Source organism: Streptomyces thermovulgaris (assembly GCF_002155915.1).
Classification (GTDB): Bacteria; Actinomycetota; Actinomycetes; order Streptomycetales; family Streptomycetaceae; genus Streptomyces; species Streptomyces thermovulgaris.
In genome coordinates, this window is record NZ_MUME01000232.1 from 1 (window position 1) to 23,015 (window position 23,015).

Genomic DNA, 23,015 nt, shown 5'->3' on the forward strand with positions numbered 1-23,015 from the left:
CGCACCCTGTTCGCCCCGCCCGGAGGGCGGGGCGAACAGGGTGCGGGACACGGCGTGCTGCCGTCCCGTCGCCTCAGCGGCGGGCGGGCGAGGCCAGCAGCTCCACCTCCGCCAGGGTCGAGGCACCGTCCAGGACCAGGCGGTACTTCTGGTACGTGCCCGGCGAGGCGATGGTGAAGGGGCGGGTCTGCCGGTCCCAGGCGAAGGACTCGCCAAAGCGCCGGTCCACCGTCTTCCAGGTCCTGCCGTCGGCGGAGGCCTCCAGCCTCCAGCCGGCCGGGGCCTTGGTGCGGTCGGCGGACGAGGTCAGGGTGTACTGGACCGCCTTGGTGGCCTCGGCCACGGGCAGGTCCACCGTCGTCACGGTCGCGTCCGTCGACGAGGTGTCGTCGAACAGCGCGCCGTCACCCTTCAGCACGTCCGTCCGCGGGGCCGGCACCTTGTCGTCGGTCGTGATCGACACGGGCGCCGCGTTCCTGCCCGTGCCCCACGACGACGGCCGCGGACCCATGTCGAAGTGCAGCACCCCGCCCTTGGAGAGGAGGGAGTGGGGGAGGGAGGTGGAGTTCCACGGCTTGCCGTTGAACCGCACCCCCTGCACATAGACGTTCTTCGCGCTGTTCCCCGGCGCCTTGACGACGAGGTCCCGGCCGTTGTCCAGGTGGATCGTCGCCTTGGTGAACAGCGGGGAGCCGATGGTGTACTCACCGCTGCCCATCACCAGCGGGTAGAAGCCGAGCGCGGAGAAGAGGTACCAGGCCGACTGCTCGCCGTTGTCCTCGTCGCCGTGGTAGCCCTGGCCGATCTCGCTGCCGACGTAGAGCCGGGAGAGCACCTCACGGATCTTCGCCTGCGCCTTCCAGGGCTGTCCGGCCGCGGCGTACATGTAGAGCACGTGGTGCGCGACCTGGTTGGAGTGGCCGTACTGGCCCATCCGTACGTCCCGCGCCTCGGTCATCTCGTGGATGACACCGCCGTAGGAGCCGACGAACTCCGGGGAGGCCGTCTCCGGGGTGGAGAAGTAGGTGTCGAGCTTGTCCGCGAGGCCCTTTCGGCCGCCGTACAGGTTCGCCAGGCCCCGGCTGTCCTGGGGGACGGTGAAGGCGTAGCCCCAGCCGTTGGTCTCCGTGTAGTCGTGGCCCCAGACGCGCGGGTCGTACTTCTCGGACTCCACACGCCAGTTGCCCTTGGCGTCACGGCCCTGGAAGAAGCCGGCCTTCGCGTCGAAGAGGTTCACATAGTCCCGGGCCCGGTCGAGGAAGTACTCCGCCTCCTCCTTGTAGCGCTTCTGGCCCGTCTTCCTGTGGAGGGCCTCGGCCATCCTCGCGATGCCGTAGTCGTTGATGTAGCCCTCCATCGCCCAGGACAGGCCCTCGTGCGTGGCCGTGCTGGTGTAGCCGAGGAAGGGGGAGGTGGTCATGCCCTTGCGGCCCACGCCCGAGGACGGGGGCACGACCGTCGCGTTCTTCAGCGCGGCCTCGTACGCCCTCTTCGCGTCCATGGGCACGCCCTTGAGGTAGGCGTCCGCGAAGGCCACGTCCGAGGAGGTGCCCGTCATCAGGTCGGCGTAGCCGGGGGAGGACCAGCGGGAGGTCCAGCCGCCGTCCTTGTAGTGCTGCACGAAGCCGTCCACCATCTCGCCCGCCTGCTTCGGCGTCAGCAGGGAGTAGGCCGGCCAGGTGGTGCGGTAGGTGTCCCAGAAGCCGTTGTTGACGTACACCTTGCCGTCGACGATCTTCGCGCCGGTGTGCGTCGGGGTGTCCTCGCCCCGCATCGGCGAGAACGGGGAGGCGTACCGGTACTTCCCGTTCACCTTCTCGAAGCCCGAGTTGGGGTACAGGTACAGCCGGTACAGGTTGGAGTAGAGCGTGGTCAGCTGGTCCGGCGCGGCGCCCTCGACCTCGACCCTGCCGAGCACCTCGTCCCAGGCGCGCTGGGCGCGCTTCTTGACGGTCTCGAAGGAGGTGCCGTCCGGGATCTCCTGGCGCAGGTTGTCCTTCGCCTGGTCGACGCTGATCAGGGAGGTGGCCAGGCGCAGGGTGACGGTGCGGTCCTTGCCGGCGTCGAAGCGCAGATAGCCCTTGACGCCGCTCGACGAGCCCTCCTTCACCGGCTTGTCGAACACGCCGTAGACGAACAGCCGGGTCGCCCCCGTCGACAGCCCGGACTTCACGTCCGAGTAGCCGGTGACGACGCCGCGCTCCTTGTCCAGGGTCAGGCCCGCCTGCTCGGTGACGTTGTCGAACAGGACGCTCGCGTCCTCGCCCGGGTAGGTGAAGCGCAGGACGGCCGCGTGGTCGGTCGGCGTCATCTCCGCCGTGATGCCGTTCTCGAACCGCACCCCGTAGTAGTACGGCCGTGCGGTCTCGTTCTCGTGCCGGAAGGCCAGGGCGCGGGCGGTGCGGCCGGTGTCCGGGGTGCCGGACGCGGCGGACGGCATCACCTGGAAGGTCTGCCGGTCACCCATCCAGGGGCTGGGTTCGTGGCTCGCGCTGAACGCCTGGATCGTCGGCAGGTTGTCGTCGTTGTTCGCGCGTGCGTACTCGTACAGCCAGCTCAGCGAGGACGCGTTGGTCACCGGCGTCCAGAAGTTGAAGCCGTGCGGGACGGCGGTCGCGGGGAAGGTGTTGCCGCGCGAGAAGCTGCCGCTGGAGTTGGTACCGCGGGTGGTCAGGACGTAGTCCGACAGGTGCGCCTTGGGCTTCTCCGGCGCGGCCCGGTCGATGACCACGTCGTCCAGCCAGCCGCGGAACTTCGCCGGGCCGGCGGGGGAGTCGTAGGCGATGAGGATCCGGTCGACCGTCTTGCCGGCCGCGACCGACCCGATCCGTGACACGACGTTGTTCCACTGGTTGACGTACAGCCGCTTGGACGCGCCCTGCCCCTGCGGGCTCAGGGGGAAGCCGTGCTGGTCGACGGCGCCCAGCCGGCTGAGGTAGGTGCCGTCGGTGAAGACGAGGTCCACGGCGACGTTGGTGGCGGCGTAGTCGAGGTCGCCGTCGGCCATCGACGGATAGACGCGGTACGACAGCCGGGTGTCGCGGGCGACCTCGACATGGACGTCGAAGATCTTGTTGTACGAGTACGCCCGGCCCTTGGCCGTGTGGCGCCCGGCGTACCTCAGGGCCCGCTTGCCCGTGTAGCCGGCGCCCGACTTGGCGGTCGGGGAACCGCTCGGACCGCGGTCGACGAGGGAGAGCATGTCCTTCGGAACGGGGCCGTCGCTGTCGCCGGTGGAGAACTGCACATCGGCCAGCTGGAGGATGTTCGAGGCGCCGTTGTTCCGGGTGATGTCGAGCCGGAAGTGCCGGTACTCGGCCGGCTCGGCCAGCTCGTACGTCCTGGTCTGGAACCGTTCGGAGAAGTTCTCGTCCGAGCGGGTGTCGAGGGTCTTCCACTCCTTGCCGTCGGTGGAGCCCTTCAGGGTCCAGTCCCTCGGGTCGCGCCCGTCGAAGTCGTTGGCCGAGGTGAGGGCGTACCGGACGATTCTCTGCGGCTTGTCGAAGTCGAACTCGACCCAGCCGGTGGACTCGAAGACCAGCCACTTGGTGCCGGGCTCGCCGTCGACGAGGTTCTCCTTCACCTCACCGGCGCCCGTGTTCTCCCCGTTGGCCCTGACGTCGACGACATGGTCGTTCACATTGCCCGGTATGCCGGTGCTGTAGCCGCCGTCCACGCCCGAGGCGCGCTTGCTGCCGTCCTTGGCGGTGTCGACCGTGTTCAGCCAGTCGGGTGCCGGCTCGCCCGTCTCGAACGAGGAGGAGAACTCCCGGTCGGCGGCCGGGGGTTTGGCGGGCAGGGCGACTGCCGCCCCCTGCGAGCCGGCCGCCATGACGAAGGCGGTCGTGAGGACGACCGCCGGACCCCATCTGTGCCGTGATCTGCGCTGCATGCGCAATGCCCCTCCCTGCGGTGCCGCTGCGTCGGACAACGTTGTCAACTCGGTGCGCAAAGACCAGTAGGGAGTCAACTGACCAGCAATGTCAAGGGTGTTGACAGTGGCGTTCGAGTGCAAAGCCGTGAATATTTCTGCTCGGCGAGGCCACGGGGGGTTCATGTTTCGGACGAGGTCTCAACTCGGAAAAGACCTGGTGGAACCCTGTATTCGATCTTGCCCGGTTGACCGGAAGTGGACTATACCTGTCGGCGTCCGCAGGCCGTCCGAATGGTCGTCGGACGGCTGTCCGAATGATCGTCGGACGACCGTCCGAATGGCCGCCGAGCGGACATGGTAAGGATCCGGAAAGGTGGTCCGACGCGCGAAACGCGCCGTCCTCCTTGCATTCCCGCCGGTCCCGGTGGATGACGCACAGAAGCAATTCCTGCACGACCCAGCTTGACCCGACCGCGGTGCCGGGGAGGATCCGGTTCACCGCCTGAGTCCTGGAGAAAGCGAGGACTTGAGCATGGGATCCACGTCCGCCGAGAACCCCACAGGAGTCGGTCGCCGGGATCTGATCAAGCGGTCCGCCGCGCTCGGTCTGATCAGTGTTCCCGCGGTGGGTTTTCTGTCCGGCTGCGCCAGTGGGGGCGGCGGCGGCCGGGGCAGGGCCGAGGCCGGTGAGAAGACCGCGAAGAACCCGCTCGGCGTCAATACCACCGCGCCGATGGAATTCGTCCTGTTCGACGGCGGATTCGGCAGGGAGTACGCCGAGGACGCCGTGAAGATCTACGAGAAGAACTTCCCCGGGGCCGAGGTGAAGTTCTCCGCCACCCAGAAGATCCAGTCCACGCTCCAGCCGCGCTTCAACCAGGGCACCCCGCCGGACCTCATCGACAACTCCGGCGCCGAGCAGATGGACATGGGCGTCCTCGTCGGCAAGAACCAGCTCACCGACCTCACCCCCCTGCTGGACGCGCCGTCGTACGACGATCCGGGCAAGAAGGTCCGCGACACCCTGCGTCCGGGCATCGTGGAGATGGGCCAGTTCGACGGCAAGCCGGTCTGGATCCTGTACTACGCCTACACGGTGTACGGCGTGTGGTACTCGCAGAAGGCCCTGGACTCGCTCGACGAGAAGTACCCGGAGACCTGGGACGAGATGCTCCGGGTCTGCGAGAAGGCCAGGAAGAGGGGCATGGCCGGCTGGACGTACGCGGGCAAGTACCCGTACTACATCCCCTTCTCGCTCTACCCGATGATCGGCAAGGTCGGCGGCCGCGAGGTTCTCGACGCCATCGACAACCTCGAGCCGAACGCCTGGAAGCACCCGGCGGTCAAGGACTGCTTCGAGGCCTACTACGAGCTCTACCGGAAGGGCTACATCCTCAAGGGCACGCCCGGCCTGGACCACATCCAGTCGCAGACCGCCTGGGCCCAGGGCAAGGCGCTGTTCATCCCGAACGGCTCCTGGGTGGAGAACGAGTCCTCCCATGTCATCCCGAAGGACTTCGAACTCGCCGTCTCCGCGCCCAGCGGTCTGGACGACTCCGACAGGATGCCCTTCGGCACCATCTGGGCCTCCGGCGGCGAGCCCTTCATCGTCCCGGCCAAGGCCAGGAACCCCGAGGGCGGCATGGAGCAGCTGCGCATCATGCTCAGCGAGGCGTCCTCGAAGAACTTCACCACCAAGGTGAAGTCGCTGACCGCGTACAACGGCGGCACCGACGGCATCCCCCTCACCTCCGGACTGAAGTCCGCGGTCGCGGCGCTGGAGAAGGCGGGGTCCAACGTGGTGAACCCGCGGCTGCAGGACTGGTATGTGCAGCTGCAAAAGGAGAAGATCGGTGTGGCGGGCCTGGGCGAGATGATGGCCGGCCGTCTCACCCCGGCCGAGGCCATCAGGAGGATCCAGGGCTTCGCCGACGAGACCGCGAAGGACCCGTCGATCAAGCACTACAAGCACCAGTGAAGCACCGGTGAAACCGTCGTGAGGGTCCGTCACCGGCGGCACCCCCCGTCCGGAGATCGGGATAGGTGGCAATGCAGCACGGCAAGTACCCGTTCGTCGTGGGATTCCTGACGGTTCCTCTGGGGCTGTACGCGCTCTTCGTCATCTGGCCGTTCGTCCAGTCCATCTACTACTCGTTCACGGACTGGACCGGCCTGAGCCCCGACTTCGTGATGGTCGGCCTCGACAACTACCGGAGGATGCTCGACGACGAGATCTTCTGGAAGTCGTTGCAGCACAGCCTGCTGTTCGCCCTGCTGCTGCCGCTGGTGACGATCGGCCTGGCGCTGTTCCTCGCCTTCATGATCAATGTGGGCGGGCGGCGGCGCCGGGGCGGACCGGTGATCTCCGGTGTCCGCGGCTCCTCGTTCTACAAGATCGTCTACTTCTTCCCGCAGGTGCTGTCCATCGCGATCGTGGCCCTGCTGTTCGCCTTCGCGTACAACCCGAGCAGCGGCGCGATCAACTCCGTGCTGCGCGGGATCGGGCTCGACGACGTCCAGCCGCTGTGGCTGGGCGATCCGGACCTCGCCCTGTGGTGCGTGATGGCGGTGATCGTCTGGTCCACGGTCGGCTTCTTCGTGGTGCTCTTCTCCGCCGGCATGGCCTCCATCCCGGTGGAGCTGTACGAGGCAGCGCTCCTCGACGGCGCCGACCGGTTCACCACCTTCTTCCGGATCACCCTGCCGCTGCTGTGGGACACCGTGCAGTCCGGCTGGGTCTACATGGGCATCCTCGCCCTCGGCGCGGAGTCGTTCGCGGTCGTACAGATCATGACAACCGGACCGGGCGGTCCCGACTACTCGACCACCGTCATGGTCCTGTACGTGTACCAGAAGGCGTTCCGTGACGGTCAGGCCGCCTATGCCACCGCGGTCGGTGTCGCCCTGCTCATCGTCACGCTGGCCTTCGCCGCGATCGTGATGCGGCTGGGACGGCGCGAGCGGCTGGAGTACTGATCATGAAAACGACCGAGACCCCCGCCCCCGTCCCGGCCGAGTCCGGTACCGGCGTCCGAAGAACCGGTGCGCCGGCGGTGCGGGAGCCGAGACGGACGAAGCAGGAGGGCGGGGTCCTCAACGTCTTCTCGCACGGCATTCTGGTCACCTGGGCGATCATGGTGGTCATGCCGCTGGTGTGGGCGGTGATGACGTCCTTCAAGGACGACCGCTCCATCTTCAGCTCGCCCTGGTCGCTGCCGGACAGACTGCACTTCGAGAACTGGGCGCGGGCCTGGACCGACGCCCGGATGAGCGACTACTTCCTCAACACCGTGCTGGTGGTGGGCGGCTCGCTCGTCGGCACCCTGGTGCTCGGCTCGATGGCGGCCTATGTGCTGGCCCGGTTCGACTTCCCGGGAAACCGGTTCATCTACTACCTCTTCGTCGGCGGCATGGGCTTCCCGGTGATGCTCGCGCTGGTCCCGTTGTTCTACGTCGTGGACAACATCGCGCTGCTGAACACCATCCACGGGCTGATCCTGGTCTACATCGCCTACTCGCTGCCGTTCACGGTGTTCTTCCTGACCGCGTTCTTCCGGAGCCTGCCGACCACGGTGGCGGAGGCCGCCTTCGTGGACGGCGCCTCGCACACCCGGACGTTCTTCCAGATCATGCTGCCGATGGCCCGGCCCGGCCTGGTCAGCGTGGGGATCTTCAACTTTCTCGGGCAGTGGAACCAGTACATGCTGCCGACGGTGCTGAACACCGACCCGGACAAGCATGTGCTCACCCAGGGCCTCGTCCAGCTGGCCGTCAACCAGGGCTACAAGGGCGACTGGTCCGGTCTCTTCGCCGGTCTGGTCATGGCCATGCTGCCGGTGCTGGCCGCGTACATCGTCTTCCAGCGCCAGGTGGTGCAGGGCCTGACGGCGGGAGCCCTGAAGTGAGGGCCGGATCCTCGACGTAGCACCGGCGGGCCTTCGAAGCGGCGCCGGCGGATCTCCGGGGCGGCATCGGCGGATTTCCGGAGCGGCGCCAGTGGGTCCCCGGGGGCACCGGTGGGTCCCCGGGGCGGCGCCGGGCGCTCGCCTTCACTTCTGCATGCTCCCGCACGCCCCCGCGCACGCCGTCTTCACTCCTTCGCTTCCGCACGCCTCGCCGGGCCTCCCGGGCGAGGCGTCCCCCGGGCCGTGCGCGGCGCTTCCGGGCCGTGAGCAGGCCCGAGCCGCGGGGCACGGTTCCCGGGCCGCACCTCCGCGTCACGCGGACGCCTCCATACCACGTCTTCAGCGACATGTCCAAGGATCTGTATAACGGTTCAACCTCTTGACGGAAGGCAACCCGAACAGCTCAGCTTAGAGTTCACTAGTTGGACATGGTCGGGGCCTCACCGAAGCGGCCCCGCGCTCGGGAGGTCGTCGTGCAGACTCCAGGGTCGCAGTCGTCACTGCATCGAGCCAACCTGGAGCGGGTCGTACGTGCCGTGCGGTTGGCGGGATCGCTCACGCAGGCGGAGATCGCGAGGACCACGGGGTTGTCCGCGGCGACCGTCTCCAACATTGTGCGTGAGCTCAAGGAGGGGGGAACGGTCCAGGTCACGCCCACGTCCGCGGGCGGACGCCGGGCCCGCAGCGTGTCGCTGAGCGGGGACGCCGGCATCGTGATCGGGATCGACTTCGGTCATGCGCATCTGCGGGTCGCGATCGGCAACCTCGCCCACCAGGTGCTCGCCGAGGAGTCCGAGCCGCTGGATGTGGACGCCTCCTCCAGCCAGGGCTTCGACCGGGCGGAGGAGCTGGTCAACCGGCTGCTCAAGACGGCGGGCATCGACCGCGCGAAGATCACGGGCGTGGGCGTGGGCGTACCCGGTCCGATCGACGTCGAGTCCGGCACCCTGGGCTCCACGGCGATACTGCCGGGCTGGACGGGCGTCAAGCCCGCCGAGGAGCTGCGGGGGCGCCTCGGCGTGCCGGTGCACGTGGACAACGACGCCAACCTCGGTGCCCTGGGCGAACTGGTCTGGGGCAGCGGCCGGGGGGTGCGCGACCTGGCGTACATCAAGATCGCCAGCGGTGTGGGCGCCGGCCTGGTGATCGACGGCAAGATCTATCGCGGCCCCGGCGGCACCGCGGGTGAAATAGGACATATCACCCTTGATGAATCGGGTCCGGTCTGCCGCTGCGGGAACCGGGGCTGTCTGGAAACGTTCGCTGCCGCGCGGTATGTGCTCCCGCTGCTCCAGCCCAGCCACGGCGCCGACTTGACCTTGGAGGACGTCGTGCGATTGGCACGGGACGGGGATCCGGGCTGCCGGCGGGTGATCGCCGATGTCGGGCGCCATGTCGGCAGCGGGGTCGCTAACCTCTGCAACCTGCTCAATCCGAGCCGGATCGTCCTCGGCGGCGATCTCGCGGAGGCCGGCGAGCTGGTCCTGGGGCCGATCAGAGAATCCGTCGCCCGGTACGCCATCCCCAGTGCGGCCCGCCGTCTCTCCGTGCGCACAGGGGCTCTCGGGAGCCGTGCGGAGGTTCTGGGGGCGCTCGCTCTGGCGCTCAGCGAAATGGGCGATTCGACCCTTTTGGACGGAACTCTGCGGTCAACGGAGCCTGCCTTCACGTAGAGAACGCATGGCACCGTTGCCATCTCGTTAAGTATTTACTTCTTGACGTCGCACGTATGGCCGAGTTGACTTCCAGCCACCTCGGCCGCAACGACGCGGCCTCGTCAGGGAGGTTTTGAAGAAGTGAACACGCGTATGCGTCGCGCGGCTGTCATTGTCGCCGCTGGTGCCATGGCCGTCTCGCTCGCCGCTTGTGGCAGCGCCAAGGAGTCCGGGGGCTCCGACAAGTCGTCCGGCAGCGAGAAGAAGGGCGACAACATCAAGGTCGGCCTGCTCCTGCCGGAGAACCAGACCGCTCGTTACGAGAAGTTCGACCGCCCGCTGATCGAAAAGAAGATCAAGGAGCTGACGAACAACAAGGGCGAGGTCGTCTACGCCAACGCCAAGCAGGACGCCACCCTGCAGAACCAGCAGGTCGAGACGATGATCACCAACAAGGTGGACGTCCTGATCCTGGACGCGGTGGACGCCGCGGCCATCAAGAACTCGGTGCAGAAGGCCAAGGACGCCGGCATCCCGGTCGTCGCCTACGACCGACTGGCGCAGGGCCCGATCGACGCCTACACCTCGTTCGACAACGTGACCGTCGGCCGGACTCAGGGCGAGGCGCTGCTGGAGGCGCTGGGCGACAAGGCCAAGTCCGGCAAGATCGTCATGATGAACGGCTCCTCCACCGACCCGAACGCCGCGCAGTTCAAGAAGGGCGCCCACGAGGTGCTCGACGGCAAGGTGAACATCGGCAAGGAGTACGACACCAACGAGTGGAAGCCGGAGAACGCCAACAAGAACATGGAAGGCGCCATCTCCGCCCTCGGCAAGAAGAACATCATCGGTGTCTACTCCGCCAACGACGGCATGGCCGGCGGCATCATCACCGCCCTGAAGGCCGCGGGCATCAAGGTCCCGGTCACCGGCCAGGACGCCGAACTCGCGGGTGTGCAGCGCATCGTCGCCGGTGAGCAGTACATGAGCGTCTACAAGCCGTACGCTCCCGAGGCCAACGCCGCCGCCGAGATGGCTGTCGCGCTCGCCCAGGGCAAGTCGCTGGACTCCATCGCCAAGGACAAGGTCGACAGCCCCACCAACAAGGGCATCCCCGCGGTCCTGGTCCCGGTGACCTCGCTGACCCAGGACAACATCAAGGACACTGTGGTCAAGGACGGCGTCTACACCATCGACGAGATCTGCACGGCCCAGTACAAGAAGGCCTGCGAGAAGATCGGTCTGAAGTAACCGGCAGGACCGGTCCGAGGCAAGCAAGACAAGTGCTTTTCCTCGGAGGAGTTCTCCCCCGTGAACTCCTCCGGGGAAAAGCGCCCGAAGACTCCCTCCGGCGCCCCGCGCCTTCCAAGCCCCGCAAGCTCGTACGGGGCGCCGGACGGAACACCACCCCCCAAACTTCTGCACAACCTTCCGCCGGGTCAGGCGGCGAAGGAGATGGTTCACGTGTCCGCTACGCCCGTGCTGGCGTTGCGCGGGGTCTCCAAGCGATTCGGTGCCGTCCAGGCGCTCACCGACGTAGAGCTTGAGGTCCACGCCGGTGAAGTGGTCGCCCTGGTGGGCGACAACGGCGCCGGAAAGTCCACGCTGATCAAGACGATCGCAGGCGTGCACCCCATCGATGAGGGCGTCATCGAGTGGGAGGGCAAGCCCGTTCAGATCAACAAGCCGAACGACGCCCAGAACCTGGGCATCGCGACGGTGTACCAGGACCTCGCGCTGTGCGACAACATCGATGTCGTCGGCAACCTCTTCCTGGGCCGGGAGATCCGCAGACGCGGTGTCCTGGACGAGGTCGAGATGGAGCGCCGCTCGCACGAGCTGCTGGACACGCTGTCCATCCGCATCCCCAGCGTCCGCATCCCGATCGCCTCGCTCTCCGGTGGTCAGCGCCAGGTCGTGGCCATCGCCCGCTCCATGCTGGGCGACCCCAAGCTGGTCATCCTCGACGAGCCCACCGCCGCCCTCGGCGTCGAGCAGACCGCGCAGGTCCTCGACCTGGTCGAGCGGCTGCGTGAGCGCGGCCACGCCGTGATCCTCATCAGCCACAACATGGCCGACGTCAAGGCCGTCGCCGACAAGGTGGCCGTCCTGCGGCTGGGGCGCAACAACGGTGTCTTCGAGGTCAAGTCGACCTCCCAGGAAGAGATCATCTCCGCCATCACCGGGGCCACGGACAACGCCGTGACCCGTCGTGCGGCGCGCACCCGTGGGGAGAGCAAGAAGTGAGCATCAACAAGACTTCCACGTCCCCCGAGGACCAGGTCGCGGGGAACCCCGAGGCGGCTGCCGGCGCGGCGACCGCGGTGGACCCCCGGCTGCTGGTGCGTGAGCAGGGCTTCGCGGGCTACATCACCGAGTTCAAGCGCAAGCTGAAGGCCGGTGACCTCGGCTCCCTCCCGGTCGTCGTCGGCCTGGTGGTCATCTGGGCCATCTTCCAGAGCCTGAACTCCAACTTCCTCACCGCGGGCAACCTCTCCGACATCTCCGTCGCCATGGTCGGCACGGGCATGATCGCCGTCGGCATCGTGTTCGTCCTGCTGCTCGGCGAGATCGACCTGTCGGTCGGCTCGGTCTCCGGTGTCGCGGGCGCCACCTTCGCGGTGCTGAGCGTCTCGCACGGGATGAACGAGGCGCTGGCCCTGGTGCTGGCCATCCTCACCGGCACGGCGGCGGGCGCCATCCACGGCTTCTTCTTCGCCCGCGTCGGTGTGCCCGCCTTCGCCGTGACCCTGGCCGGCCTGCTGTTCTGGCAGGGCTTCATGCTCCAGGTGCTCGGCGACAACGGCACCATCAACCTCAACAGCGAGGGCCTGGTCGCCAAGCTCACCACCTACTACTTCAGCGACATCGCCGCCGCCTACGGACTGGCCGCCGTGGCCGTGGCCGCGTACTTCATCTCCGGCTACCTGGGCAACCGCCGCCGGGAGGCGGCCGGGATCCCCTCCCGCCCGCTCAGCGACCTCGTGCTGCGCACCGTGCTCCTGGCCGTCGTCGCCTTCGCCGTGGCGGCCGTCTACAACCAGTACAAGGGCCTGCCCCTGGCCGTGGTGCTCTTCCTCGCGGTGCTGGTGATCACCGACTTCGTGCTGCGCCGCACCGCGTACGGCCGCAAGGTGTACGCGCTCGGCGGCAGCGTCGAGGCCTCCCGGCGTGCCGGTATCAACGTGACGCTGGTCCGGATCTCGGTCTTCGCGATCGCCGGCACCTTCGCCGCGATCGGCGGTCTCTTCGTCGCCTCGAAGATCGCCTCCGCCAACCAGGGCGCGGGTACCGGTGAGTTCCTGATGAACGTCATCGCCGCGGCCGTGATCGGCGGTACCTCCCTGTTCGGTGGCCGCGGCCGCACCTGGGACGCGCTCCTCGGTGTGCTGGTGATCGTCTCGATCCAGTACGGCCTCGCCCTGGAGGGCATCGCCGCTCCGGTCCAGTACATGATCACCGGTGGTGTGCTGCTGACCACCGTCGTCATCGACGCGGTCACCCGCAGGACCCAGAAGACGGCGGGCCGCGCGTAACCGCGCCCGACCCGGAACCGTGCCCGGCACCCACGGCGGTGCCGGGCACGGTCGTGTCGTGCCACGGCATGCCCGGACCGGCCCGGCCATGTCCCGTCAGCCGTGCGACGACCGCGACGACCGCCGGACGACCGTGATGACCGTCATTCCGTGTCATGACGGAGGGCGGCCCCGGGTACGGCCGTCCGTGTGACGCGGGATCCACGGCCGGGGCACCGGCCGCCCGGACGGAACATTAGACTCGAGCCGCCCGCCAACAGCTCGATCGGCTCTACTGCAAGGAGGCACGGGTGCCGCTGCTGACCCGTATCAGGGGACCGCGCGATCTGGACCGGCTCAGCCTGGAGGAGCTGAACCAGCTGGCAGAGGAAATCCGGAGCTTCCTCGTCGAATCCGTCTCCAGGACCGGCGGCCACCTCGGCCCCAACCTCGGCGTGGTGGAGCTGACCATCGCTCTGCACCGTGTCTTCGACTCGCCGCGGGACAAGGTGCTGTGGGACACCGGCCACCAGTCCTATGTGCACAAACTGCTGACCGGCCGCCAGGACTTCTCCAGACTGAAGATGAAGGGCGGCCTGTCCGGCTACCCCTCGCAGGCCGAGTCCGAGCACGACGTCATCGAGAACAGCCACGCCTCCACCGTGCTGGGCTGGGCCGACGGCATCGTCAAGGCCAACCAGCTGCTCAAGCGGGACAGCCACGTCGTCGCGGTCATCGGCGACGGCGCGCTGACCGGCGGCATGGCCTGGGAGGCGCTGAACAACATCGCCGACGCCAAGGACCGCCCCCTCGTCATCGTCGTCAACGACAACGAGCGCTCCTACGCCCCGACCATCGGCGGTCTCGCCAACCACCTCGCCACCCTGCGCACCACCGACGGCTACGAGCGCTTCCTCGCCCGGACCCGCGAGCTGCTGGAGCGCACCCCGGTCGTCGGCAAGCCGCTGTACGACACCCTGCACGGCGCCAAGAAGGGCCTGAAGGACTTCATCGCCCCGCAGGGCATGTTCGAGGACCTGGGCCTGAAGTACGTCGGTCCCATCGACGGCCACAACATCGAGGCCCTGGAGTCGGCCCTGGCCCGCGCCAAGCAGTTCAGCGGGCCGGTCATCGTGCACTGCATCACCGAGAAGGGCCGCGGCTACCAGCCCGCCCTCCAGGACGAGGCCGACCGCTTCCACGCCGTCGGCAAGATCCACCCCGACACCGGGCTGCCGATCGCCACCTCCGGCGCCGACTGGACCAGCGTCTTCGGCGACGAGATGGTCAAGCTCGGCAAGGAGCGCAAGGACATCGTCGCCATCACCGCGGCCATGCTCCAGCCGGTCGGCCTGGACAAGTTCGCCAAGGCCTTCCCCGACCGGGTCTACGACGTCGGCATCGCCGAGCAGCACGGCGCCGTCTCCGCCGCCGGCCTCGCCTACAGCGGCCTGCACCCCGTCTTCGCCGTCTACGCCACCTTCCTCAACCGTGCCTTCGACCAGGTGCTGATGGACGTGGCCCTGCACAAGTGCGGCGTCACCTTCGTCCTGGACCGGGCCGGTGTGACCGGCACCGACGGACCCTCCCACAACGGCATGTGGGACATGTCGATCCTCCAGGTCGTCCCCGGCCTGCGCATGGCCGCGCCGCGCGACGCCGACCAGGTCCGCGCCCAGCTGCGCGAGGCCGTCGAGGTGGACGACGCCCCGACCGTGGTCCGCTTCTCCAAGGGCGCCGTCGGCCCCGCCGTGCCCGCCGTGGGCCGCATCGGCGGCATGGACGTCCTGCGCGAGCCCGGCACCGACACCCCGGACGTCCTGCTCGTCTCCATCGGCGCCCTCGCCCCGATGTGCCTGGAGGCGGCCGAGCTCCTCGACAAGCAGGGCATCTCCACCACCGTCGTCGACCCGCGCTGGGTCAAGCCCGTCGACGAGGCCATGGCCCCGCTCGCCGCCCGGCACCGCGTGGTGATCACCGTCGAGGACAACTGCCGCGTCGGCGGTGTCGGCTCGGCCATCGCCCAGGCCCTGCGGGATGCCGACGTCGACGTGCCGCTGCGCGACTTCGGCATCCCGCCGCGCTTCCTGGAGCACGCCTCCCGTGCCGAGGTGCTCGCGGAGATCGGCCTGACCGCGCCGGACATCGCACGCCAGGTCACGGAGCTGGTCTCCCGGCTCGACGGACGGTTCGACCGCCCGGGCGCCGAGGCCGACTCGATGCAGTCCGCGCGCGACTGAGCAGCACGGCTCACAGCCCAGGAGTCCGCACAGGGCCGATCGGGCCGGTTCCGCGACCTTCCAGCCCTTACGGGTGGCGGAACCGGCCCTGCTGCGTGAATCTGCCAGTGCCGGGGCAACACGCATCCCCAGCCCCTCGACCGGATCGAGGACGACACCAGGGGAGGTAGGCCGTGACCAGCACGCTCCTGAGGACGAAGAACGTAGAGCAGTCCATCCAGGACACCGAGGAACCGGAGCACGCGCTACGGAAGTCCCTCTCGGCCCTCGACCTGACCGTCTTCGGCGTCGGCGTCATCATCGGCACCGGAATCTTCGTCCTCACCGGCGCGGCCGCCCGGAACACCGCCGGCCCCGCCGTGTCCCTGTCCTTCATCCTGGCCGGCGTGGTCTGCGCGCTCGCCGCGCTCTCCTACGCCGAGTTCGCCTCCACGGTCCCGGTGGCCGGCTCCGCCTACACCTTCTCCTACGCCTCGCTCGGCGAGCTGCCCGCCTGGATCATCGGCTGGGACCTGGTGCTGGAACTCGCGCTCGGCACGGCGGTGGTCGCCGTCGGCTGGTCCGGCTACATCCACTCCCTGCTCGACAACGCGGGCTGGCAGCTGCCCGAGTACCTCGCCGGCAGGGAGACCGCCACCGGCTTCGGCTTCGATCTGCTGGCCGCCCTCCTCGTCCTGGGCCTCACCGCCATCCTCGTCGTCGGCATGAAGCTCTCCGCGCGGTTCACCTCGATCGTCGTCGCCATCAAGGTGGGCGTCGTGCTCGTGGTGATCATCGCGGGCGCGTTCTTCATCAACGGCGGCAACTACGAGCCGTTCATCCCGCCCGAGCAGCCGACGGTGGCGGGCAGCACCCTCGACGCACCGCTCATCCAGCTGCTGTTCGGCTGGGCGCCCTCGAACTTCGGCGTCATGGGCATCTTCACCGCCGCCTCCGTCGTCTTCTTCGCCTTCATCGGCTTCGACGTCGTGGCCACCGCCGCCGAGGAGACCCGCAACCCGCAGCGCGACGTGCCGCGCGGCATCCTGGGCTCCCTGGTCATCTGCACCCTGCTGTACGTCGCCGTGGCGATCGTCGTCACCGGCATGCAGAAGTACAGCGAGCTGTCCGTGGACGCCCCGCTCGCCGACGCGTTCAAGGCCACCGGGCACCCGTGGTTCGCGGGTCTGATCAGCTTCGGCGCCGCGGTCGGCCTGACCACGGTGTGCATGATCCTGCTCCTGGGGCAGACCCGTGTCTTCTTCGCGATGAGCCGCGACGGCCTGCTGCCCCGCTTCTTCTCGCGCACCCACCCGCGATTCGGCACCCCCTACCGCCCGACCATCCTGCTCGGTGTGGTGATCGCCGTCGTCGCGGGCTTCACCAGCCTGAGCGAGCTGGCCGAGCTGGTGAACATCGGCACGCTGTTCGCCTTCGTCGTCGTCGCGCTCAGCGTGATCATCCTCCGCAGGAGCCGCCCCGACCTGCCCCGTGCCTTCCGGACCCCGCTGGTCCCGTTCCTCCCGGCGCTCTCGGTGCTCGCCTCCCTGTGGCTGATGCTGAACCTGCCCGCCGAGACCTGGCTCCGCTTCGGCATCTGGATGGCGATCGGCATCGCCGTCTACTTCCTCTACGGCCGCACCCACAGCCGCCTCGCACGGGTCGAGGACACCCCAAAGAAGGCGGCGCCGAAGACGAACGGGTAGCCGGCAGGGGGCGGAGCGGGCGTCCCGTCCGTCGCGCGGAGGCGCGGCGGGTGCGCGCGGCTGCGTGCACGGGGCCGCGCGGGGGAGCGCCGTCCGGCCGGGCGGGGCAGGGCGTCCGGCCTCTCCGGCCTTCGGTCCGCCCGGCCTCTCCGGTCCTTTCGGCCTCTTCGGTCTCGGCTCCTTTAGCCTCTCCGGCCGGGTCCTCAGGCGCGGAGCGCCCGCGGACCGGTGACCTCGGCTCCCCGCTCCGTCACCCGGCGGCGCAGCTCGCGGTCGGCGGTGACGACCAGGACGGGACGGTCACCGGCCCCCTCGACGAGTTCGACGACGCGGTCGTCGCCGCTGCCGGGAGCCGACTCGACCCGTACCCCCGGCACCGGCTCCACCCCGCGGGCCGCGCCCTCCACGACCAGGACGACGTCCATCGGCCCGGAACGGCCCGGCAGACCGGACTCGGCGTACGCCACCAGCCGGTCCCGCAGGCGTTCCGCGGCCCCGCGGCGGTCGCGCCACCAGCCGTCCGGGACGGAGCCGACGACGTTCGCACCGTCCACGACGAGCAGGGGCAGGGCGGCGGTGTCCCGGTTCTCGGGCATGGGCTCGGACCTTCCCCGGACCGCGGCTTCGGCGGCCCGTGATCTCGGCGACGGCGGTATGGTCCCGCACGTTTCGCGGGCTCCCCCGGACGGGCCGCCCCGCCCGTGTCCGTGGAGGACCCCGTACCCGTGGAGGACCCCGTATCCGTGGAGGACCTCGTGTCCACGGGGGACCTCATGTCCGTGGGGGCGAGGCCGTCCCGGGGCGGGGGCGAAGCGGCGGCCCGGCGGGCCGTGTCCTCGATCCTGCCCGATCCCGCCCGCTCCCGGCCGTCCGGCCCCCGGGACCGGCCGGGCGGACGGAAGCACGGCGAAGGGCCCCCGCCGTGGCGGGGGCCCTCTCGATACGGGGTCAGTGCGGTGCGCGCGTCACGCCGGGACCGACGCCACCCCGGGCTCGAGGAACCGCTTGCCGTTCACCCGCTCGCTGATCCCCTCGCGGTCCAGGTACGGCGTGATGCCGCCCAGGTGGAAGGGCCAGCCGGCACCGGTGATCAGGCAGAGGTCGATGTCCTGGGCCTCGGCGACGACGCCCTCGTCGAGCATCAGGCCGATCTCCTGGGCCACCGCCTCCAGGACCCGGGCGCGGACCTGCTCCTCCGTCAGGACCGTGTCGCCCTGCTTCAGCAGCGCGGCGATCTCCGGGTCCAGCTTGGGCCGGCCGTCCTCGTAGACGTAGAAGCCGCGCTTGCCGGCCTCGACGACCGCCTTGAGGTTCGGGGAGACCTTGAAGCGGTCCGGGAACGCCTTGTGCAGGGTCTCCGAGACGTGCAGGCCGATGGCCGGGCCGACCAGCTCGAGAAGGACCAGCGGCGACATCGGCAGACCCAGCGGCTCCACCGCCTTCTCCGCCACCTCGACCGGGGTGCCCTCGTCGATGGTGTTCTGGATCTCGCCCATGAAGCGGGTCAGGATGCGGTTGACCACGAACGCCGGGGCGTCCTTGACCAGCACCGCGGTCTTCTTCAGCTTCTTGGCCACCGCGAAGGCGGTCGCCAGCGAGGCGTCGTCCGTCCGCTCGCCGCGGACGATCTCCAGCAGCGGCAGGATCGCGACCGGGTTGAAGAAGTGGAAGCCGACGACCCGCTCGGGGTGCTTCAGCTTCGAGGCCATCTCCGTCACCGACAGGGAGGAGGTGTTGGTCGCCAGGATCGCGTGCTCCGGGACGACCGCCTCGACCTCGGCGAAGACCTGCTGCTTGACGCCCATCTCCTCGAACACGGCCTCGATGACGAAGTCCGCGTCCGCGAAGCCCTCGGCCTTGTCCAGCACACCGGTGACCAGCGCCTTGAGGCGGTTGGCCTTGTCCTGGTTGATGCGGCCCTTGTCGAGCAGCTTGTCGATCTCGGAGTGGACGTAGCCCACGCCCTTGTCGATGCGCTCCTGGTCGATGTCGGTCAGGACGACCGGCACCTCCAGCCGGCGCACGAAGAGCAGGGCGAGCTGGGAGGCCATCAGGCCCGCGCCGACCACGCCGACCTTCGTCACCGGGCGCGCCAGGTTCTTGTCGGGCGCACCCACCGGGCGCTTGGCGCGCTTCTGGACGAGGTTGAACGCGTAGAGGCCGGCCCGCAGCTCGCCACCCATGATCAGGTCCGCGAGGGCCTCGTCCTCGGCGTCGAAGCCCTGCTGCAGGTCGCCGTTCTTGGCGGCGGCGATGATGTCCAGGGCCCGGTAGGCGGCCGGGGCCGCGCCGTGCACCTTGGAGTCGGCGATGGCCCGGCCGCGCTCGACGGCCTGGTCCCAGGCCTCGCCGCGGTCGATCGCCGGACGCTCGACCTTGATCTCGCCCTTGAGGACGGACGCCGTCCAGACCAGCGACTGCTCCAGGAAGTCCGCGCCCTCGAACAGCGCGTCGGCGATGCCGAGCTCGTAGACCTGCTTGCCCTTGAGCTGCTTGTTCTGGTTGAGGCTGTTCTCGATGATGACGGAGACGGCCTTGTCCGCGCCGATCAGGTTCGGCAGCAGCGTGCAGCCGCCCCAGCCCGGGACCAGGCCGAGGAAGACCTCGGGGAGGGAGAAGGCGGGGACGGCCGCGGACACCGTGCGGTAGGTGCAGTGCAGACCGACCTCGACACCGCCGCCCATCGCCGCGCCGTTGTAGTAGGCGAAGGAGGGAACGGCCAGCTTCGACAGCCGCTTGAAGACCTCGTGGCCGCCCCGGCCGATGGCCTGCGCGTGGTCGCGCTGCTTGAGCAGCTCCACGCCCTTGAGGTCGGCACCGACCGCGAAGATGAACGGCTTGCCGGTGATGCCGACACCGACGATCTCGCCGTCCGCGGCCTCCTTCTCGACCTGGTCGAGGGCGGCGTCGAGGTTCGCCAGCGACTGCGGGCCGAAGGTGGTCGGCTTGGTGTGGTCCAGGCCGTTGTCCAGGGTGATGAGGGCGAAACGGCCCGCGCCCAGCGGAAGGTCGAAGTGGCGTACGTGCGCCTGCGTGACGACCTCGTCCGGGAACAGCTCGGCCGCGGCCTTCAACAGCTCAGCGGTGGTGCTCACTTGTCGCCTCCGTCGAAGTGCGGGTTCTCCCAGATGACCGTGGCGCCCATGCCGAAGCCGACGCACATGGTGGTCAGGCCGTAACGGACCTGCGGCTGCTCCTCGAACTGGCGGGCCAGCTGCGTCATCAGGCGGACGCCCGAGGAGGCGAGCGGGTGACCGAAGGCGATCGCGCCGCCGTACTGGTTGACGCGCTCGTCGTCGTCCGCGATGCCGTAGTGGTCGAGGAAGGCCAGCACCTGGACGGCGAAGGCCTCATTGATCTCGAACAGGCCGATGTCGTCGATCCCGAGCCCTGCCTTGGCCAGCGCCTTGTCGGTGGCCGGGATCGGGCCGTAGCCCATGACCTCCGGCTCCACACCCGCGAAGGCGTAGGAGACCAGACGCATCTTGACCGGCAGGCCGTGCTCGCGGGCGAACTCCTCGCTCGCGATGAGCGAGGCGGTGGCGCCGTCGTTCAGACCGGCCGCGTTGCCGGCGGTGACCCGGCCGTGCACGCGGAACGGCGTCTTGAGGTTCGCCAGCCCCTCCAGGGTCGTCCCCGGGCGCATCGGCTCGTCGGCCGTGACCAGGCCCCAGCCGGTCTCGCCGCCCTCGGGGTTCGTACGGCGGACCGCGATGGGAACCAGGTCCGGCTGGATCTTGTTGTTGGCGTACGCCTTGGCGGCCTTCTCCTGCGAACGCACCGCGTACTCGTCGGCACGCCGCTTGGTGATCTGCGGGTAGCGGTCGTGCAGGTTCTCCGCGGTCATGCCCATGAACAGGGCGGACTGGTCGACCAGCTTCTCGCTGACGAACCGCGGGTTGGGGTCCACGCCCTCGCCCATCGGGTGGCGGCCCATGTGCTCGACACCGCCGGCGATGGCGACGTCGTACGCACCGAAGGCGATGGAGCCGGAGACCGTGGTCACGGCGGTCATCGCGCCCGCGCACATGCGGTCGATCGCGTAGCCGGGGACCGAGGTGGGCAGGCCCGCGAGGATGCCGGCGGTGCGGCCGATGGTCAGGCCCTGGTCGCCGATCTGCGTGGTCGCGGCGATGGCGACCTCGTCGATCTTCTTCGGGTCGAGACCGGGGTTGCGGCGCAGCAGCTCCCGGATCGTCTTCACGACAAGGTCGTCGGCGCGGGTCTCGTGGTAGATGCCCTTCGGGCCCGCCTTGCCGAACGGGGTGCGGACGCCGTCGACGAAGACGACGTCCCTGACGGTACGAGGCACGATGGCTCTCCTCCAGGGTGCGGGATGGCACTGCCGCGCTGCGCTGAGCGCGCGCTCAGACCCATGCTACTCGTCGGTAATGTCGCTGCCCAGCCCCCACGCCCACAGCGGTGAACGTCACACCGCCGGAGGAGTCCTCACCTCTCGCGCTCTGGTATGGGGGACGGCGCGGGAGGCGAGCCGGAACCCTCCCGGCCGTCCATGACCTTGTGCCTTCACGGCCGCACGGCCCCACGTCATGGCCCCACGACCGCACGGCCGCACGGCCCCACGTCATGGCCCCACGACCGCACGGCGCCATGGCCCCGCCGTTCCATGACCCCACCGCATGTGCCCCCGCCGGACTGAGGGGAGCGGCCGGGCGAGGCACCCGGCGCGGGCAGGGGGAACGCCGTGCGACCGGGGCGGCCACGACGTGCCGCTCCCGCCCGCGGCGCGGCACGGTGCGGCGCTCTACGACGACGGGGCGTTCTTGAGCGACAGCGCGTCCACCAGCACCGGTGAGACCTGCTCCACCTGCCAGGGGCGCGCCCCGTACGCGGTGAGCGCGGCGCCGACCGAGTCGAGGTCGACCTTCTTCGGCGGCTCCCAGCAGAGCCGCCGCACCGTGTCCGGGGCGATGAGGTTCTCCTGCGGCAGATTGAGCCGCTCGGCCAGCGCGGACACCGCGCTCTTCGCGGCGGACAGCCGGGCCGCCGCGGCGGGGTCCTTGTCGGCCCAGGTCCGGGGCGGCGGGGGGCCGGCCACGGGCTGTCCGGGCTGGGGCAGCTCGGAGTCGTCGAGAGCTCTGGCCCGGTCGATCGCGGCCTGCCACTGCTCCAGCTGCCGCCGTCCCATGCGGTGGCCGAAGCCGTTCAGCGCGGCGAGGGCGTGCACATCGGCCGGAAGAGAGAGCGCGGCCTGCACGATGGCCGCGTCCGACAGGACCTTGCCCGGGGAAACGTCTCGTCGCCGGGCGATTTGGTCCCGGGTCTGCCACAGCTCCCGCACGACGGCGAGCTGCCGTCTGCGCCGTACCTTGTGCACTCCGGAGGTGCGCCGCCAGGGGTCCTTGCGGGGCTCGGGCGGCGGCGCCGAGGCGATGGCGGCGAACTCCTGCAGGGCCCACTCGAGCTTGCCCTGCCGGTCGAGCTCCTTCTCCAGCGCGTCACGCAGGTCGACGAGGAGTTCCACGTCGAGCGCCGCGTACCGCAGCCAGGGCTCGGGCAGCGGGCGGGTGGACCAGTCGACGGCGGAGTGCCCCTTCTCCAGGGTGAACCCGAGCACGCTCTCGACCATCGCACCGAGCCCGACCCGCGGGAACCCGGCGAGCCGGCCGGCCAGCTCGGTGTCGAACAGGGTGGTGGGCACCATGCCTATCTCGCGCAGACAGGGCAGGTCCTGGGTGGCGGCGTGCAGCACCCACTCCACGCCGGACAGGGCCTGGCCGAGTCCGGACAGGTCGGGGCAGGCGGCGGGGTCGATCAGCGCGGTGCCGGCGCCCTCGCGGCGCAGCTGCACCAGATAGGCGCGCTGGCCGTAGCGGTAGCCGGACGCTCGTTCGGCGTCGATGGCGACGGGGCCGGAGCCGGCGGCGAAGGCGGCGGTCACCCGGGCGAGCGCGGCCGCGTCGGCGACCACGGGTGGTATGCCCTCGCGGGGCTCGAGCAACGGGATCGGCGCCTTGGCGTCAGAGGAGCCGCCGTCGTCCGGAGGGGCGCCTCCGGTGATGCGCAGTGAACTGGCTGCTGCGGTCTCTTGGGCGTCGGTCACCTGTCAAGGGTATCCGTGGATGGACGGCGCCCAAGAGACCGCAGCAGCCAGTTCACTTCTGTCCCTTATACACTTCT

At 69.3% G+C, this 23,015-nt stretch carries 14 protein-coding genes; 9 read left to right on the top strand and 5 right to left on the bottom strand.

All coding sequences use genetic code 11. From position 1 onward, the window contains the following. Positions 1-73: 73 nt before the first annotated feature. Positions 74-3,892 (bottom strand): GH92 family glycosyl hydrolase, encoded by a 3,819-nt coding sequence (locus CCN35_RS18640; RefSeq protein ID WP_425444307.1) that lies wholly within the window; start codon positions 3,890-3,892, stop codon positions 74-76. Positions 3,893-4,406: 514 nt separating this feature from the next. Between CCN35_RS18640 and ngcE the strand changes: the two genes are divergently transcribed. From ngcE to CCN35_RS18685, 9 genes are all read left to right on the top strand, one after another. Next, positions 4,407-5,852, top strand: coding sequence for an N-acetylglucosamine/diacetylchitobiose ABC transporter substrate-binding protein (gene ngcE / locus CCN35_RS18645; RefSeq protein ID WP_067396544.1), 1,446 nt, complete (start codon positions 4,407-4,409; stop codon positions 5,850-5,852). A gap of 71 nt (positions 5,853-5,923) precedes the next feature. After that, entirely contained in the window at positions 5,924-6,850 is a 927-nt protein-coding gene (locus CCN35_RS18650) for a carbohydrate ABC transporter permease (RefSeq protein WP_067396546.1), read from the top strand. Between the two features lie 2 nt (positions 6,851-6,852). Next, positions 6,853-7,779 (top strand): carbohydrate ABC transporter permease, encoded by a 927-nt coding sequence (locus tag CCN35_RS18655; protein ID WP_067396548.1) that lies wholly within the window; start codon positions 6,853-6,855, stop codon positions 7,777-7,779. A 473-nt stretch (positions 7,780-8,252) separates the two neighbouring features. Then, positions 8,253-9,452 carry an ROK family transcriptional regulator gene (locus CCN35_RS18660; RefSeq protein WP_067396550.1) on the top strand — a complete coding sequence of 400 codons (1,200 nt, stop codon included), beginning with the start codon at positions 8,253-8,255 and terminating at the stop codon, positions 9,450-9,452. Between the two features lie 135 nt (positions 9,453-9,587). Further along, complete coding sequence (locus CCN35_RS18665) at positions 9,588-10,685, top strand: substrate-binding domain-containing protein (protein ID WP_067396552.1); 1,098 nt, start codon at positions 9,588-9,590, stop codon at positions 10,683-10,685. A 204-nt stretch (positions 10,686-10,889) separates the two neighbouring features. Continuing rightward, the gene (locus CCN35_RS18670) at positions 10,890-11,681 is read left to right on the top strand and encodes an ATP-binding cassette domain-containing protein (protein ID WP_169721370.1); all 792 of its coding nucleotides are present in this window, start codon (positions 10,890-10,892) and stop codon (positions 11,679-11,681) included. Continuing rightward, entirely contained in the window at positions 11,678-12,970 is a 1,293-nt protein-coding gene (locus tag CCN35_RS18675) for a sugar ABC transporter permease (protein WP_067396556.1), read from the top strand. The genes CCN35_RS18670 and CCN35_RS18675 overlap by 4 nt, the downstream gene beginning before the upstream one ends. A gap of 290 nt (positions 12,971-13,260) precedes the next feature. Next, positions 13,261-15,189 carry a 1-deoxy-D-xylulose-5-phosphate synthase gene (gene dxs, locus CCN35_RS18680; RefSeq protein ID WP_067396558.1) on the top strand — a complete coding sequence of 643 codons (1,929 nt, stop codon included), beginning with the start codon at positions 13,261-13,263 and terminating at the stop codon, positions 15,187-15,189. A gap of 173 nt (positions 15,190-15,362) precedes the next feature. Next, positions 15,363-16,874 (top strand): amino acid permease, encoded by a 1,512-nt coding sequence (locus CCN35_RS18685; RefSeq protein WP_067396560.1) that lies wholly within the window; start codon positions 15,363-15,365, stop codon positions 16,872-16,874. Positions 16,875-17,077: 203 nt separating this feature from the next. Here the strand turns inward: CCN35_RS18685 and CCN35_RS18690 are convergent, their stop codons facing one another. The 4 genes from CCN35_RS18690 to CCN35_RS18705 all read right to left on the bottom strand — a co-directional run bounded on the left by CCN35_RS18690 (position 17,078) and on the right by CCN35_RS18705 (position 22,938). Then, entirely contained in the window at positions 17,078-17,470 is a 393-nt protein-coding gene (locus tag CCN35_RS18690; RefSeq protein WP_067396562.1) for an NYN domain-containing protein, read from the bottom strand. A 369-nt stretch (positions 17,471-17,839) separates the two neighbouring features. Then, positions 17,840-19,969, bottom strand: coding sequence for a 3-hydroxyacyl-CoA dehydrogenase NAD-binding domain-containing protein (locus CCN35_RS18695; RefSeq protein WP_067396564.1), 2,130 nt, complete (start codon positions 19,967-19,969; stop codon positions 17,840-17,842). Continuing rightward, on the bottom strand, positions 19,966-21,186 hold the full coding sequence (locus tag CCN35_RS18700; protein WP_086793600.1) for a thiolase family protein: 1,221 nt from the start codon (positions 21,184-21,186) through the stop codon (positions 19,966-19,968). Before CCN35_RS18700 ends, CCN35_RS18695 begins: the two co-directional genes overlap by 4 nt. Positions 21,187-21,639: 453 nt before the next feature. Continuing rightward, positions 21,640-22,938 (bottom strand): ribonuclease D, encoded by a 1,299-nt coding sequence (locus CCN35_RS18705; protein WP_079129795.1) that lies wholly within the window; start codon positions 22,936-22,938, stop codon positions 21,640-21,642. Positions 22,939-23,015: the final 77 nt, after the last annotated feature.